Origin of the sequence: Streptomyces polygonati (assembly GCF_042650325.1) — a bacterium.
GTDB lineage: Bacteria > Actinomycetota > Actinomycetes > Streptomycetales > Streptomycetaceae > Actinacidiphila > Actinacidiphila polygonati.
The window spans coordinates 228051-243558 of record NZ_JBHSBB010000001.1 but is presented as its reverse complement, the minus strand read 5'-3'; the positions used below and the strand labels follow the sequence as shown (position 1 = coordinate 243558).

The 15508-nt window shown below is 72.8% G+C and carries 14 protein-coding genes; 6 read left to right on the top strand and 8 right to left on the bottom strand.

The genetic code is table 11. From position 1 onward, the window contains the following. Positions 1-192 precede the first annotated feature (192 nt). Both ACFO3J_RS01015 and ACFO3J_RS01010 read right to left on the bottom strand, forming a co-directional pair. On the bottom strand, positions 193-1110 hold the full coding sequence (locus ACFO3J_RS01015; protein WP_386424884.1) for an NAD(P)-dependent oxidoreductase: 918 nt from the start codon (positions 1108-1110) through the stop codon (positions 193-195). 117 nt (positions 1111-1227) lie between these two features. Continuing rightward, entirely contained in the window at positions 1228-1848 is a 621-nt protein-coding gene (locus ACFO3J_RS01010) for an L-threonylcarbamoyladenylate synthase (protein WP_386424882.1), read from the bottom strand. Positions 1849-2049: 201 nt separating this feature from the next. Here ACFO3J_RS01010 and ACFO3J_RS01005 point away from each other — a divergent pair, with 201 nt between their 5' ends. The 3 genes from ACFO3J_RS01005 to ACFO3J_RS00995 all read left to right on the top strand — a co-directional run bounded on the left by ACFO3J_RS01005 (position 2050) and on the right by ACFO3J_RS00995 (position 6514). Then, entirely contained in the window at positions 2050-5556 is a 3507-nt protein-coding gene (locus tag ACFO3J_RS01005) for an nSTAND1 domain-containing NTPase (protein WP_386424879.1), read from the top strand. A 27-nt stretch (positions 5557-5583) separates the two neighbouring features. Then, on the top strand, positions 5584-5946 hold the full coding sequence (locus ACFO3J_RS01000) for a CU044_2847 family protein (RefSeq protein WP_386424876.1): 363 nt from the start codon (positions 5584-5586) through the stop codon (positions 5944-5946). A 130-nt stretch (positions 5947-6076) separates the two neighbouring features. Continuing rightward, a complete protein-coding gene (locus ACFO3J_RS00995) occupies positions 6077-6514 on the top strand; it encodes a tetratricopeptide repeat protein (protein WP_386424873.1) in 438 nt (145 codons plus the stop codon). 52 nt (positions 6515-6566) lie between these two features. On the opposite strand, the gene ACFO3J_RS00990 is transcribed toward ACFO3J_RS00995, so the two are convergent. The 4 genes from ACFO3J_RS00990 to ACFO3J_RS00975 form a co-directional block, all read right to left on the bottom strand. Further along, the gene (locus ACFO3J_RS00990; protein ID WP_386424871.1) at positions 6567-7232 is read right to left on the bottom strand and encodes a DNA-3-methyladenine glycosylase family protein; all 666 of its coding nucleotides are present in this window, start codon (positions 7230-7232) and stop codon (positions 6567-6569) included. 122 nt (positions 7233-7354) lie between these two features. Beyond that, entirely contained in the window at positions 7355-8035 is a 681-nt protein-coding gene (locus ACFO3J_RS00985; protein WP_386424870.1) for an RraA family protein, read from the bottom strand. An 81-nt stretch (positions 8036-8116) separates the two neighbouring features. Further along, on the bottom strand, positions 8117-9070 hold the full coding sequence (locus tag ACFO3J_RS00980; RefSeq protein ID WP_386424868.1) for a DUF5996 family protein: 954 nt from the start codon (positions 9068-9070) through the stop codon (positions 8117-8119). Positions 9071-9250: 180 nt separating this feature from the next. Next, positions 9251-10492: an MFS transporter gene (locus tag ACFO3J_RS00975; protein WP_386424865.1), complete on the bottom strand. Its 1242-nt coding sequence runs from the start codon at positions 10490-10492 to the stop codon at positions 9251-9253. Between the two features lie 133 nt (positions 10493-10625). Here ACFO3J_RS00975 and ACFO3J_RS00970 point away from each other — a divergent pair, with 133 nt between their 5' ends. Together ACFO3J_RS00970 and ACFO3J_RS00965 are read left to right on the top strand one after the other, a co-directional pair. Continuing rightward, the gene (locus ACFO3J_RS00970; RefSeq protein WP_386424863.1) at positions 10626-11606 is read left to right on the top strand and encodes a LysR family transcriptional regulator; all 981 of its coding nucleotides are present in this window, start codon (positions 10626-10628) and stop codon (positions 11604-11606) included. A 222-nt stretch (positions 11607-11828) separates the two neighbouring features. Continuing rightward, positions 11829-12470, top strand: a complete 642-nt coding sequence (locus ACFO3J_RS00965; RefSeq protein ID WP_386424860.1) for a hypothetical protein — start codon at positions 11829-11831, stop codon at positions 12468-12470. A gap of 122 nt (positions 12471-12592) precedes the next feature. Here the strand turns inward: ACFO3J_RS00965 and ACFO3J_RS00960 are convergent, their stop codons facing one another. Further along, positions 12593-13534: a CU044_5270 family protein gene (locus ACFO3J_RS00960; RefSeq protein WP_386424857.1), complete on the bottom strand. Its 942-nt coding sequence runs from the start codon at positions 13532-13534 to the stop codon at positions 12593-12595. Continuing rightward, positions 13527-14063, bottom strand: a complete 537-nt coding sequence (locus ACFO3J_RS00955; protein ID WP_386425080.1) for an RNA polymerase sigma factor — start codon at positions 14061-14063, stop codon at positions 13527-13529. Before ACFO3J_RS00955 ends, ACFO3J_RS00960 begins: the two co-directional genes overlap by 8 nt. A 297-nt stretch (positions 14064-14360) precedes the next feature. Here ACFO3J_RS00955 and ACFO3J_RS00950 point away from each other — a divergent pair, with 297 nt between their 5' ends. Then, complete coding sequence (locus tag ACFO3J_RS00950; protein ID WP_386424855.1) at positions 14361-15233, top strand: NAD-dependent epimerase/dehydratase family protein; 873 nt, start codon at positions 14361-14363, stop codon at positions 15231-15233. The last annotated feature ends 275 nt before the right edge of the window (positions 15234-15508 follow it).

Below are 15508 nucleotides of genomic sequence, written 5' to 3'. Positions count from 1 at the left end.
CTGCCGCCGTACGGGTGCGGCCGGCCGCGCGGCTGCGCCCGCTCGGCGATCGGGTCCATCGTCCTGCCGATATCTTCTCCCCCTCGCGGCGGCGTCCACGAGGTCCGGGAACGTCTGCGCCGACCGGGTACACGCGTCCGGACCGGGCCCCGGTTCCCGGCACCGCCGGCCGGACGGAGTGCTGGCGGGGCGTCAGACGACCGGGCGCGCATGCGTGGCCGGCGGGGCGGCCGCGCGCAGGAGGGTGCCGGCTTGTTCCTCCATCAGCGCGACGGCCAGGAGTTCGCCGTCGGCCGCCCCGAATCGGGCCAGCGCCCGCTGGTGGAGGTCCCGGACGGCCTCGGCGATCGTGTGCGGGGTGCCCAGGTCGGCGGCCAGGGCCGTGATGGCGGAGAGCTGCTCGTGGATGTGGTCCAGGCCGAAGCTGGTCAGATAGTCGCCGGCGAGCAGCGCCGGCAGGTCGCGGCGGATGAACTCGCTGGAAGCCGGACTGTCGGCGAGCGTTTCGGTGAGGACGGTGAGGTCGATGCCGGCGCGCTCGCCCAGGAGAAGCGCTTCGGCGGTGGCGGCGGCCTGGCCGAACCAGAGCAGATTGACCAGCAGTTTGGCGGTGTAGCCGGTTCCGTATCCGCCGATGTGGGTGATCCGGTCGGCGACGGCCGACAGGAGCGGCCGGTGGCGGTCGACAAGCTCCGCCGGACCCCCCGCGAACAGCCGCAGCCGCCCGGCGGCGGCGTCATCGGGGGAACCGCCGATGGGTGCTTCGAGCACGCCGACGCCTCGGGCCAGCGCGCGTTCGCGGATCGGCGCGGAGGCGGCCGGCGTGCCGCTGCTGAGGTCGATCCAGACGGCTCCGGGCGCGAGAGCGTCGAGGACGGCGCCGTCGACCGCGTCGTCGACCGCTTCGGCGCCGGGCAGGACCGTCATCAGGACATCGGAGTCGGCCGCGGCGGCGGCTGCCGAGTCCACGCTCTCCGCCCCGAGCGCGCGCACCCTCTCCCGGCGCTCCGCGCACAGGTCGAAGGCACGTACGCGGTGCCCGGCGCGGCAGAGGTTGGCCGCTATCGGGAACCCCATACGGCCGATGCCTATCAATCCGATGGTGTGCACCGCGGAACAGTAACCCGACCGGGAAACGACACGAAGACGCCGTCGGCCGCGACCGCGCGGGCGCCGACCTGGGCTGCTCCCGCAGGGGCGGCGCCCGGGGCGGCACGGGCGCCGCGGCTACTCGAACCGCGCGGGGTCGCCCGCCCCGCGGCGGAGGATCTCCCGCCCGCCGTCGGAGAAGTCGACGACGGTGGTGGGCTCGGTGCCGCAGTCGCCCGAGTCGACGACGGCGTCCACCACATGGTCGAGCCGTTCCTTGATCTCCCAGCCCTGCGTCAGGGGCTCGGCCTCGTCGGGCAGCAGCAGCGTGCTGGAGACCAGCGGCTCACCGAGCTCGGCGAGCAGCGCCTGGGTCACCACGTGGTCCGGGATGCGGACGCCGACCGTCTTCTTCTTCGGGTGCAGCAACTGCCGCGGCACTTCCCGCGTCGCGGGCAGGATGAAGGTGTAACTGCCGGGCGTCGCCGCCTTGATCGCCCGGAACACGTCGTTGTCGATCTGCACGAACTGCCCGAGCTGGGCGAAGTTCTGGCACATCAGCGTGAAGTGGTGGCGGTCGTCCAGATTCCGGATCGACCGGATGCGGCCGATGCCGTCGCGGTTGCCCAGCCGGCAGCCCAGGGCGTAACACGAGTCCGTGGGGTACGCGACCAGTCCGCCGGCCCGGATGCTGTCGGCCACGGCGCCGATGATCCGGGGCTGGGGATTCTCGGGATGTACGTCGAAGTATCGGGCCATCGGCCCAGCTTAGGGCGTCGCCGGCCGCCTCCGACCGACCGGCGACACCGGTCTCCGCCGAAAGCGGCCCGCCGGCACCGCCGGTGGCGCCGCGCGGCCCCGCCGCCGGGGGGCACCGCGCCGGATCCGCCCCGGGGCGTTGCCGCTGTTGCGGGCCGGCACTACTGTGCCGGTTCACCGATGATGTTGGGGGAGACGTCGATGCGATCGATGGGGGTACCCGACGCCGCTCCGAGTGACGCTTCCGTGGTCCGTGTCCTCGACAGGGACCGCCGTCCGACCGGGGCCGGGTTCCTGACCGGCGAGCGCGACGTGGTCACCTGCGCCCATGTGGTGGCCGCCGCGCTGGGGCTGGCCGAAGACACCGTGGAGCAGTCCCCGGACCGGTTGTGGCTGGACTTCCCGCTGGCGGCGCCGGGCCGACCGGTGGAGGCCCGGATCGTGGCATGGGTACCCACCCGGGCGGACCGGACGGGGGACATCGCGGTTCTGCGACTGCTCACGGCTCCGCCGGCCGGCGCGCCCGAGGCCCGGCTGGTGGAGAACGGCGCCGCCGCCGAACTCCGTGTGCGGACCTTCGGCTTCCCGGACGGCTACGACGACGGAACGTTCAGCACCGGCGTCCTGCGCGGCCGGCAGGCCACCGGATGGTTCCAGTACGACACCGACCCGACCAGCCAGTACGAGGTGAAACGGGGCTTCTCGGGAGCGCCGGTGTGGGACCTGGACCTCGGCGGCGTGGTCGGCATGGTGGTCGGCACTGACTCCCACCCGGACCGGCGCTCGGCCTATCTGATCCCGACCGAGACCCTGTGCGACACCTGGCCCGCCCTGCGCAACGCCGCTCTGGCACGCGGTCCCTTCCGCGCCCTGAACGCCTTCCAGGAGAACGACGCCGAGCTGTTCCACGGCCGTGACGACGCCGCCCGCCGGATCGTCGACCGGATCGCGGTGGGCTCGGGCATCACCTTGGTAGGGCCTTCCGGAAGCGGCAAGTCCTCCCTGCTCCACGCCGGAGTGCTGCCCCGGCTGCGCGCTCGCGAGGACATCGCCGTCGCGGCACTGCGGCCCGGCAAGGCCGCGCTGGAAGCACTGGCGCTGGCCCTTCTCCCGCTGCTCGAACCCGGCACCACCGAAGTGGCGCGGCTGGCCGCGCAGCCGGGACTGACGCTGCTGCTGCGCGAGGGCGGGATGTCCGCCGTCGTGGAACGGACCCTGGCCGTCCAGGGGAAACACCGGCTGCTGCTCATCGTCGACCAGTTCGAGGAGGCGCTCGTCGGCTCGGCCGAAGCGGACCTCGACGCGTTCGCCGCGGCGCTCGGCCGGTGCCTGGCTCCCGGGTCCCGGCTGCAGGTCGTCCTCGCGCTGCGCGCCGACTTCTTCACCGCCGCCCTCAGCCACGCGGGGGTGGCGCCGCTGATCGACGACAGCCGGGTGTTCCCGCTGTCCCCGATGTCCGCCGACGAGGTACGCGCGGCGGTGGAAGGCCCGCTGGCCGGCCTCGCGGTGAGATACGAGCAGGGGCTGGTGAACCGGCTGCTGTCCGACCTGGGTCCCGATCCCACCCGGCTGCCGCTCCTGCAGTTCACCCTCACCGAGCTGTGGGAATGCCAGAAGATCACCAACGGGATCATCAGCCACGCCCACTACGACTCCCTCGGCGGCGTGGCCAGGACGCTGGCCAACCACGCCGAGAGGGTGTGGTCCTCGCTGCGGGAGGAGGACCGCCCGCACGCCCGCAGCCTCCTCGTCCAGCTCGTCCACCCCGGCGGCCCCGATACCTCCCCGACACGGCGCAGCGTGCCGCGCACCGATCTGACGCCCGAACAGTGGCGTGTCGCCCAGCGGCTGATGACCACCCGGCTGCTGGTGCCGGCCGAGGACCACCGCAGCGGCGACACACCGGTGGAGAGCGTGGAACTGGCCCACGAGACGCTGCTGGTCCAGTGGGGGCGGCTACGGGACTTCGTCAGCGCCGACGCGGGCTTCCGGAGCTGGCAGGAGGACCTGCGGCGGCGTATCGGCCGGTGGGACACCGACGGACGCGACACCGGACGCCTGCTGCGGGGCTCGGACCTGCGCGAAGCGCGGAACTGGCGCGGCGCCCGCCCGGACGAACTCAGTCCGGCCGAAAGGGTTTTCATCGACACGAGCGCCGCGGGCGCGCGCCGCCGCCTGCTGGTCGTCACCGCGATCACCGCGGCCGTCGCACTGATCGCGGCCACCGGTACCTTCGTCTGGCGGTACGAGGCCGAGACGAGAAGCAGCACCGAGTCGAGGAGCACCGCGGCCGATGTCCTCGTACAGCAGTCGCGTGACGCGCAGGCCAGCACTGCCCAGGGAGGCCCGTACGACGCTCTGCTGCTGGCCATGCGGGCCTTTCGCACGCGGGACACCGACGGCACCCGCAAGCTGCTCGCCGAGAACTACGCCCGCTACGGCTTCGCCGACCTCATCGCGCCGTTCTACCCGTCCGATACGGGTACGGCCTCGCTGACCGGGATCCCCACGCCGTCGGTCAGCGCCGACGGACGGGTGGTCGTCTCGCGGACCGCCACCGGTGAAGTGGTCGTATGGCGGCTGGGCCGGGGGCCCCTGCCGCCGCAGCACACCGGCCGCCACGACGACATCACGGCGGTCAGTCCCGACGGCTCGCTGATAGCCGTCACGAACTCCACCCAGCTGACCGGGAACAAACCGGCGGGCCCGGGGGGACCACCGGTCGTCCTCTACGACGTCGGCAGCCGCCGCGTGGTGCGTCAGCTGGCACCGCCCGCCGAGGGGGACCCGCTCCCCACCTTGCCCACCGGAGTGCTGGACCTCCCGGACCTCGGCACCCTGCCACCGGACTACCCACGGACCACGCAGTACGCGGCGCTGGCCTACGACCCCACCGGCAAGCGAATAGCCGCCGCGACGGGAATCTTCGGCTCGGGCGGCCGTCTCATCGTGTGGAACGCGGCGAGCGGCAGGATCGAGAAGATCCTCCCCGGTCCGGACACCTCGGTGAGCCAGCTCGCCTTCACCGCTGACGGGCAGGGTCTGCTCGCCGTGGGCAACGACCTCAGCGGCGGCCTGATCGGTGGAACGCTGTCCAGTCTGCTGACGACCTGGGATCTGACGAAGCCGCCCGCGAAGGGCCACGTGCTGTTCCGGCTGCCCTGGGAGAACAGCGAGGAGCTGATGGACCTCAGTCCGGACGGCGGCACGCTGGCCCTGGTCGAGAACTCCATCGACGGAACGCGGTCCAACGTCGCCGTCGCCCTCTACAGAATGCCGGGAGGCGAGCCCATCGGCCGCCCCCGGCCCTGGCGGGGCATCACATCGGTCGCCGGGGTCACGGTCACCGACAACGGGGGGCGCGTCGTCGTGTACGACATCCCGGGCCAGATCCTCGACACGACGCAGCCGCCCGGCAGCCCGGTGCTGGAGCTGCCCGGCAGGTGGCAGCGGATCGACACCTTCGGCCTCGGCGGCGGCACCACGGTGCTCATGGCCGACCTCGGACTCAGCCTCCTGGTCAGGGCGGACGGCGGCGGTGACCCGCTGCGCAGGGTCCCCGCGGCGACGGGGTCGGCCACGCCCCCGCCGGCCGGCGCCCCGAAGGAGTGGATGGCGGCCCTGTGCCGGATCCTGGGCGACCCGACGCTGCCGACCGCCGTCGAGCAGAAGATGCCGCCCGGCAGCTACCGGGGACCGCTGTGCTGACAACACCCGCCGACCGAAGGGAAGGCTGTGCCGGAGACCCACCTCGTGCGCATGCTGCTGGACGCTCCCGACCGTGATGACGCCGCCTTCGTCCTGGTGGAGGTGGACTCGTCGACATCCGGCATCCAGCGCGCGTCCCGCCCGGGGGACGTAGCGGCCACAGCCGTGCGATCGCTCGGGGAGAGCTTCGACCAGGTGCGCGCGGCGGCGGAGGCGGCCCTGAGCCGTCTCACCTCGCTGTCCGTGCGGCCGAGGACCGTCGAACTCGAACTCGGCGTGAAATTCAGCGCCGAGGCCGGCGCCGTCATCGCCAGGACGGCCGCCGAAGGGAATGTCGTGCTCAGACTGACCTGGGAAAACCCCGTCGGTCAGGCGGATTCCGGCCCGTAGCGGCTACCCGGACATCACGGCGGGCGCCCGGATCGTCGGCCGGAATAGCGGAGGGGACCCTTCGGTTATCCGGACGCCAGGGCGACGCACAGGCCCGGGCGAGCCCTGCATCCAGGACAGGAGAGCCGTCATGACCACGAGGTTCACCAGCTACCGACCCGACGGCGAGCCCACCGCCGACCGCTGGGCGGGCGCTCTGCACCTCTTCGACGACATCGGCGACGGCGTGCCGGTGATGGGTGAGGAGAGCGCCGCGCGGCGCTGGGAGCGCGCCGAGCTGCTGTTCGGGGAGAAGGGCTACGCGGAAGCGGCCAAGCTCCTGGTCGGCGTGGTCGCCGAATTCCCGGAGCACGTGGCCGCCCGGCTGCTGCTGGCGCGGGCCTACTACCACTCGGCCCAGTTGCGCCGCGCCGAGGCGGAGCTGCGCACGGTCATCGACCGCGATCCGGTCGAGCACTACGCGCACCTCATGCTGGGCCGCACCCTGGAGCGTCAGGGTCGGGCCGCTGAGGCCGCCCCGTGGCTGCGGATGGCGGGCGCGCTCTCCGGCGAGGCCGTCACCGGCTGAGGCCGCGCCAGGGGCTGTTCACCGTACCGGTGTCCCGTACCGACGCGGACCGTCAGACCTGCGGTGTCGTCTCCGCCGTCCGCCACAGATAGACGCACGCGAGCGTCCGGTACGGGCGCCACGGCTCCGCGATGCGCTCCAGCTCGGACGGGCCGGGCAGTTCCGGCAGTTCGTAGGCTCTCTCGACGGCGCGGCGGAGGCCGAGATCGCCGACCGGGAGGACGTCCGGCCGATTCAGATGGAACATCAGGAACATGTCGGCGGTCCAGGTGCCGATGCCCTTCACCGTGTCGAGCCGGGCGACCACGTCCTCGTCGGCCAGCTCGTGCATCCGTTCGAGGTCGATCTTCCCCGTGACGACGTGCTCGGCGAGGGAGCGCAGGGACGCCGTCTTCGCCCTGGACAGGCCGGTGGTCCTGAACAGCTCGTCGGCGTCGTCGTCGAGGACCTCCCGCGGCGTCGGCATGCGGCCGCCGAAGCGCCCCTTCAGCTTCTCGTACATCGACCGCGACGCGCCGGCCGAGATGTTCTGGCTGATGATCGCGCGCACCAGCACGCCGTAGCGGTCGGTCGGCCGGTTCGGGTCGGCGGCCTGTGCAGGATCGGGCGGCACCGCCGGCCGGGCCCCCGCGCGTACGACCTGGTCGATGACGGCACGCAGCACGGGGTCGGCGCGGCGCAGGTGCTCTTCCGGAGTCTTCGTGCTCTGCCGTGTCATGTCGTCGACGCTAGGCCCGGCGCACCGGGGTTGCCCGGGGATCGGGGCCATGGGAGTGCACGGGGTCGGCCGATCCCGCCCAGCACGGTGGCCCGGCGGGTACGAGGCCCCCGACCGGGCGGTCACCGCTCGGTGGACCGCTGGTCGCCGCCGCGCATCCGTCCGGGGTCCTCCGAGCGGATCGCGGTCAGGGAGGCCCGGTCGTCCGCGTCGATACGGCGGGCCTCGGCCGCGACCTCGCGCAGGCTGCCGGCCGGGATGACGACGGCGCCGGAGCTGTCGGCGTAGATGTAGTCGCCCGGCGTGACGCAGACACCGCCGACCTCGACGGGGACGTTCGCCGCCGAGGGGGTCACGGTGTCGCCGCCCCAGTGGGTGGCTTCGCCCGCGCACCAGGCCGTGAAGTCGTAGGAGGCGAGTTCGCCGAAGTCACGCAGCCGGCTGTCGGTGAGCACCCCGGCCAGGCCGTGATCCCGCAAGCGGGACAGCTTGGTGCCGCCGCCGTGCGAGACGTCCGGGTAGCCGCCGCTGGACAGCACGAGGACCTTGTCCCGCGGGGCGTCGCCGACAGCGCGGTAGAACCATCCGCCGAATCCCAGCCCGTTGGTCTCGGTGAAGTCGCTGCGGTACGGCAGATAGGCGATCGTGACGGCCGGGCCGAACAGGGACCGTCCGGGGGTGGGACTGACCAGGCTCAGGATGTGCGCCCGGTGCTCGTGGAGGCGGCCCATCGCGTCCACCAGCGAGGCACAGGCCAGCCCTTCGACGAGCGCCCGCGGATCGGAGTTCTGCTCAGCAGCCATGCCGGTGTCTCCCTCTCGGCGGGTACTGATCGGCCCCCGGCCCGGCCGGCGCCCGGCCCGGCGCGAGGCGTGCCGCGCGGATCAGCGGTGCGCCACGAAGCGCTCGTCGCGGATCTCCAGCGCCTCGCGGTCCCACCGCGCGCACTCGGCGGCGGCCTCGTACGTACTCCGCAGGAAGTCCATCAGTACGCGGTCGGGATCGTCGGCGGTGCGTACGGCCTCGTAGGGGAGCAGGAACTCGCCCGCCTCCGCGTCGTACGCCGCGGCCGGGGGCCGCACCGGATACCGGGCGAAGTCCGCGGGCTCCGGGTAGGCGTAGGAGTAGAAGCTGCCCTCGGCCGAGCCGCCGGGCCAGAATCCGCAGCTGGACACCTCGTGCGAGTACGCCTCGACCATGACCCGGCGGGGCAGGTTCGGCGCGCCTCCCGGGTGCGGCGGCGCGGGCCGCCCGGAGAACCGGGTGACCGCGAGGTCCATCGCGCCCCAGAAGAAGTGCACCGGGCTGGCCTTCCCGACGAAGCCGGACCGGAACTCCGTCAGCACCCGCTGCACCGAGGTGAGTTGCCGCCAGAAGCGGTGGACCTCGTCGGGCTGGTAGGAGGCGTGCTCGGTGTCCTCGGGGAAGGGCACCGCGGACTCGACCTCGACCGGGACCGGCCGGATCGCCACCTCGATGCCGAGCGCTTCGAGTGCCGCCAGGGTCTCGCGGTAGAAGGCGGCCACCGGCTTCGGCTCCAGGGCCACCCGGCGCTCCCCGCCGTCGCTGGAGCGCACCCGCAGCTGATGGTCACGGAAGTCGAACTCCATCTCGAAGGTGCCCTCACCGTACGGAACGGCCGAGGTGGTCAGCCCCCGCGCGGACACGTACAGCGGCACCTGCCACCAGTGGTTGACCATCGGTGCCCGGGCCAGTCGGATCTTGCCCACGATCTGCGTCCACCGGTGCAGGGTCTCCCTGGTCGCGGTCCACTCGTCCAGGGGGGCGGCCGGCCAGGCCTCGAAGGCGGGCGACGGCGGCTGGTGGGTGCGAGGCATCGTGCGGTCCTCCGTTACCTCGGACGGCTGCCCTGATGGTGGCCGGCGGCGCCCGCTCCTGCTGACTGCCTGCGGTCACCGCTCGTGACGTCCCCCCGGTGACCGTTCCCGATACGGGTGGCAGCGCCGCCGCAGACCATGACTCGATTGTCCGGCCCCGCCCGGTGCCCCGCCAGTCGATCACCCGACTCCGGCACCGGTGAGCGTCTCCCGGGTCGCGTTCTCGCGGCGCGGGAGCAGCACCGGGGTGGCCAGCAGGAGGACTCCGGCGACCGCGATCGCGGTGCGCGGGCCCGTGACGGCGGCGAGCAGGCCCCACAGGGCGGTCAGGGCCGCGATGGCGGCGCTGCTGCTGATCGACCAGGCGGACAGCGTGCGCGCGACCCGGTCGGGATCGGCGTGGTCGAGCCGGTAGGTGGCCAGCAGCGGGTTGAACAGGCCGCAGCAGGTCACCAGGCCGAGCTGGACGGCGATGATGAGGACGATCCAGGGGACACCGGGCCGGGCGAACGCCAGTCCGACGGGCCAGCAGGCACGCAGCGCCCCGGCTACGAGCATCGTCCGGTGCCGCCCGAACCGCGCCGCGAGCCGGCTCGCGAGGCGCGAGCCGACGAGTCCGCCGACGCAAGGGGCCGCGAAGACAAGGCCGTACTGCCACGGTGCGAACCCCAGGCGGCCCAGCAGAAGTACGGCGAGCAGCGGCTCGGAGGCCATGATCAGGCCGTTGACCACGATCGCGTTGAAGAACAGCGGGCGCAGCGTGGGGTGGGCGAGGATGTCGCGCCAGCCGTCGAGCAGGTCACCCGCTCGCAGCCGCGGCGCGCCGGTCCGCACGGGGCGCGGCTCCGTCCCGCCGATGGCGCGGATGCCCAGTGCCGAGAGCAGGTAGCTGACGGCGTCCGCCACCACGGTCGTCACCGGGCCGAACAGCCCGATCGCGGCGCCGCCGAGCGGCGGTCCGACCGTGGTCGAGGTCCATGTCGTCGATTCCAACCGGCCGTTGGCCACCAGCAGGTCCCGCGGCGGGACGAGGGCCTTCAGATACGCACCGCTGGCCGCCTTGAAGGCGATGTCGGCCGCCGCGACGACGACGGAGACGACGAGGAGCTGGGCGAAGCCGAGCCGGCCGAGCGCGAAGGCGGCCGGGACGGTCATCAGCGCTCCGAACCGGGTCAGGTCCATCGCCACCATGACCGACCGCTTGTGCCGGAACTCCACCCAGGGACCGAGAGGCACCGCGACCAGGGCGCCCACCGCCCGCCCCGCGGCGGACAGCGCGGCCACCTGGGCCGGCCCGCAGTGCAGCACGAGGACCGCGATCAGGGGAAACGCGCCGAACCCGATTCCCGTGCCGTACGAGCTGACCGCGAACGCCGCCCACAGCCACCCGAACCGCCGCCCCAGCGCCCGCCTGCCCGTCATGTCCCACGCGCCTCTCACCGATCCGGACCACCGCAAGCCGATCACCGGCATCCAAGCGAGGAGGGGAGGGCGAGATCAAACAACCGGTCGGCCAGGAAGCACAACCGTTCGTTGTGCGGATACCGTGACCGGCGTGGATCTCGATGCCGTGCGCACCTTCGTGGCCGCCGCCGACGCGGGGCGGTTCCAGGACGCCGCCGCCGAGCTGTCGATCACCCAGCAGGCCGTCTCCAAACGCATCGCCACGCTGGAGAAGTCCCTCGGCGTGCGGCTGTTCACCCGCACCGCGCGGGGAGCGAAGCCCACCGTCGACGGGCAGGCGTTCCTGCCCCACGCCCGCGATCTGCTGCGGGCCGAGGAGCGGGCCGTCGCCGCCGTCCGTCCCGGCCGCCGCGCGCTGCGCGTCGATGTGATCGGCCGGCGGCTCGGCCCGGCCGGGCGACTGGGCGACTTCCACCGCGCGCACCCGGGGGTCGAACTCGACGTCGTGACCCTCCACGACGCCGACGCGGCCATCGACGCCATCCGGGCCGGCACGATCGACGCGTCCTTCCGCGCCGTCACCATGCCCGGCCGGCAACTCCCCGACGGCATCGGGGCGGTCCGGGCGTTCGACGAGCCGCTCCAGCTTCTCACCGGACCGGCCCACGCGTTCGCCGCCGCCCGTACGGTCGCACCCGCCGAACTCGCCGGGCACCGGATCTGGATGCCCGGCCTCGCCCCCGGAACGGAGTGGGCCGCCTACTACGCCGACCTCGCCGCCGCGTTCGCGCTCACCATCGAGATCACCGGCCCCGGCTTCGGCACCGAACCCTTGCTGGACACCATCGCCGGCTCCCGTTCGCTGGCGACCCTCGTCGGCGAGCGGACCCGCCTGGTCTGGCCCGCCGACCACGGCCTGCGGCGCATCGCCGTACGGGATCCGACGCCGGTCTACCCGCACTCCCTGCTGTGGCACCGCGACAACCCCCACCCGACCCTCGCCGCCCTCCGCGCCCACCTCCGCTCCGGGCGCCTCGGCCACTCCGACGCCGGGACCTGGACTCCGGCCTGGGCAGCCGGCTCGACGCCGCGCTCGACGCCGAGCGGGCCCGACCGGCCGAAGGCTGGCTGAAGCCTCTCACCCGCGCGTGGTAGCGCCCGGACTTCCTTTTCCGCAGCGCGAGGGGGGGCGCGTGCTCCGGGGAGGAGGTCGGGGGTTCATGCCGGAAGACGATCTTCGGCGTAGCCGGGTGGAAAGCCGTTGACGGAGCCGCGTGCCGTCTTTACTCCTGGAGGGAAGGAACGTTTCCGTTCTCGGAACAGGTTCGAAGCAGATTCTGAACAGGGGGGCCAGATGCCAGTCATAGCCGTCGACGTGCCGGCGTTGAAGGTGGTCGAGGAAGTCCCGGACCGTTGGTGTTACGCCGCGGTCGAGCAGGTGCTCCGGAAGGCGTTCAAGAAGCCGGACATCAGCCAGACCGAGATCGCGCACAACTGCTTCATCAGGGTCGCCGCCACCAGCACGACCACCTACAGCCACCTCGGCCGGATGCTTCAGTACGCCAAAACCGCCGTCTCCCAGGTCACCGGGAAGCCTCTCGATGTCGTCGAGAAGGACTGGCTCACCCTGCGTCCCTCGCTGGCGACCCTGGCGCCCTTCGGCGAACTCAACCTCGACAAGGACGGTCTGCGCGGGCTGCTGCGGGACAGCTGGGGGGAGTTCGACCGGAAGATCTTCACGACCGTGAACATCGGCTGCCCGCCGTCGGTGTTCGACGTCGCGCCCGAGATCGCCGAGGGAAAGCTGGTGGCCGCCGCGAACGACGTGCACTGGTACGTGATCTACGGCTACGACTACGACGAGGCGGCCGTGCATGACGACGAGGAGGCGAAGTACACCTACCTGGTCTACGACGTCCACGGCGGGGTGGCCAGCAGAGCGGCGGCCAAGGACTTCAACGAAAACCTCAGCGAGGTGCTGACCGTGACCGCGTAACGGCCCGCGCCGCCCCCGGGCTCCGGCGCGACGTAGCGGAGAGCGTCCGCTCCACGCGTTCGTCCTCACCGGGAGCCCGGGGGCGGTGGGACGCGGAGCCCGGGTCCGGCGGCCCGCTAAGGTCAGATCGCGGAGCCGTGGGAGCGGCGCGGCGGCACAGGTCCACCGGGCAGCTGGCCCGGGTGGTCGACAACGCCGGTCACCTCGCGTGCGACGGCGGTGGTGCGGCCGTAGCTCACGGTGCGGAACCCCAGGTAGGCGTATGTCCTGGGGTTCAGGATCAGATACTCGTGGTCCTGCTCGGAGAACCGGTAGTCGATGGCCGTCCCCCTGCGGCCCATCGCGTCCTTCACCGGACGGTCGACCAGGTCGGCGCCCGGGATCAGGGCCAGTGCCCTGAACAGCGCGGCGCCGATCCGCGGTGGGACGGCCGGCGCCTCCGCCAGGACCGTCATGATCTGCCTTGCCTGTGTCCGCGGATCGCGGCCCATCTTTCCCAGCAGGGCGTGCGGCTCGGTGGGCCACCGGGACAGCGCCCGGTACGACACGTCGGGGAACCCCACCCTCTCCAGCACCAGCTTCCGACCGGCGCCGTTGGTGACCATGAACTGCCTGCCGTCACCCCTCACCCAGGACGTCTTCTCGGCGCAAGTGGTCGGTGCGGGCCGCTCGTCGCAGGTGTAAGCGGTCACGTACGCCCACTGACGCGGGCCCGGCACCGCCGGGCTCAGCCTCTCCGCGTGCGCGGCCGCCATGGTCAGCACCGTCGCCGCGGTCGTCGGCCGCGCGGTGATGCCGGAGGGGCCGGCCGGGCCGGCCGGGCCGGGGAGGCTCAGCAGGACGCCGGAGGTGACCGCGGCGGCGGTGGCCGCGGCGACGACCGTACGTCGCACGGCCCGGTGGCCCGGGAGCCGACCGCGGGCGGGGCGGGCCGGGACGCCATCGGTTTCGGCCGCCACCGCGGCCATCAGCCTCCACCGGAGCGCGGCCAGCCGGGCGGCGTCGGGGGACGGGGCGTCGGCGCGCAGTTCGCGCACCGCGGTCAGTTCGATCGGCTCATCCATGGCTGCTCTCCTGCGTGTCTTCGGTCGTAAGGGTGGGATCGATGCCGCCGAGCGCCGTACGCATCTTCTTCCGAGCCCGGTTCAGGCGGGAGCGGACGGTGCCGAGGGGGATGCCGAGGGCCGTCGCCACCTCCTCGTAGGAGAAATCGGCCCAGGCGATCAGCAGGAGCACATGCCGGTCGCCGTCGTTGAGGGCGCGCAGTGCCGCGGCCAGTCGGGCGCTGGAGGCCGCCGCGACCACCTGGCCGTCCACCGCGTCGGACCATGACTCGGCGACCGGATCGACGCCGGTCCTGGCCATCGCCCGGTAGGCACGCAGCTCGGACCTGTGGTGCTTGCCGATGAGGTTGGCGGCGATGCCGTAGAGCCATGGCCGGGCCTCGGGCCGCGCGGTGTCGTACCGGTCGCGCTGCCGGAAGGCGATCAGGAAGGTCTCGCCGACCACGTCGTCGGCGAGGTGCTCGCCGAGCCGGCGCAGCACATAGCGGTGCAGGCCGGCCGCGTGGCGGTCGAAGAGCTGCGCGAACATCTCGGGTTCCGCCACCGACTTCGCGATGAGTTGCGCGTCGTCGTCGGCGGCCGCCGCTCTCGGGCTGGGCCCGACGGAGGCGATCACAGGGGACTCCGTTCTCCGGTGGAATCCTTCGAGCGCCCGTTTGACGCCCACCCTTTGTTGCCCGAAGCCGAGGAATGAGTTCGCGGCGGTCCCCGGCTCGATCCGCGCGGCCAGCACCCTCCAGATCCGGACGGTTTATCAATATTTGCTAAACTTGCCCCGATTCGCCGCGAGGCGGATCTCCGGCCCGAGCGGAGGACTCAGACTTCCATGCGCGTATTCGTCGCCGGTGCGACCGGTGCGGTCGGTCGACTGCTTGTTCCGCTGCTCCTGGACGCGGGGCACCAGGTCACCGGGATCTCCCGGTCGCCCGCCGGGGCCGAGCGGCTGCGGAGTCAAGGCGCGTCAGCCGTACAGGCGGACGTACTCGGCCGGGACACCCTGCGGCAGGTGGTGGCGAACGCCGCGCCCGACGCGGTGATCGACCAGCTCACCGACCTGTCGGACGCGGACGGGGAGGCGACGAACCGGCTGCGCCGGGAGGGGACGCGCAATCTGGTGGACGCGGCCGAGGCCGCCGGTGTGGCGAGGATCGTCGCCCAGTCGATCTCCTGGGCGTATGTGCCGGGCGAGCGGCCGGCCGACGAGACCGTGCCGCTCGATCTCGGCGCGCCGGAGCCGCGCGGAGCGATGGTGGACGGTATCCGGGCGCTGGAGGAGACGGCGGCCGAGCTGGAAACCGCCGTACTGCTGCGGTACGGCATCCTCTACGGCCCTGCCACCTGGTACGCGCCGGGCGGTCCGGCCGCCGCGGCGCTGTCCGGAGATCCGGCCGCCCGCTTCCTCGGGAGCGTCGAGGCGGATCTCTCGGTGATCTCGTTCCTGCATGTCGCCGACGCCGCCCGGGCCGCCCTGGAGGCCCTCGACTGGCCGGGCGGGCCGGTCAACATCGTGGACGACGAGCCCGCGCCGGGCCGCGAGTGGGTGCCGGTCCTGGCCGACGCCCTCGGGACGCCCGCGCCGGAGCCCGCGTCGGGTCGGCAGGGTTGGGCCAGGGGAGCCTCCAACGGCCTGGCCCGCTCGCGCGGTTGGCGGCCCGCCCACCCGACCTGGCGGTCGGGATTCGCGGCGCAACTCGCCTAGGCCTGTCGTTTGGATCTCCGCGGCGCCCGGCGAACGGATGCGATGCCGCTGGTCAGGGGCGTCCCGCCGAATGAGACACCAATTGGTGTCCATTGACACCCGGTTGCCCCTCCCCCCAAGATGTGCAGCATGCTCCCGACGCATCCGGGTGTGGAGTGCCGCTACGTGGACCTGCGGCGCACCAGCAGCGCCCTCTGTTGCTGACCACCCGCCGCTCACGGCCCACCGGCGTCTGACCGCCCCCGGCGGTACGGGCCGTCCGCCGTATCGCCGAG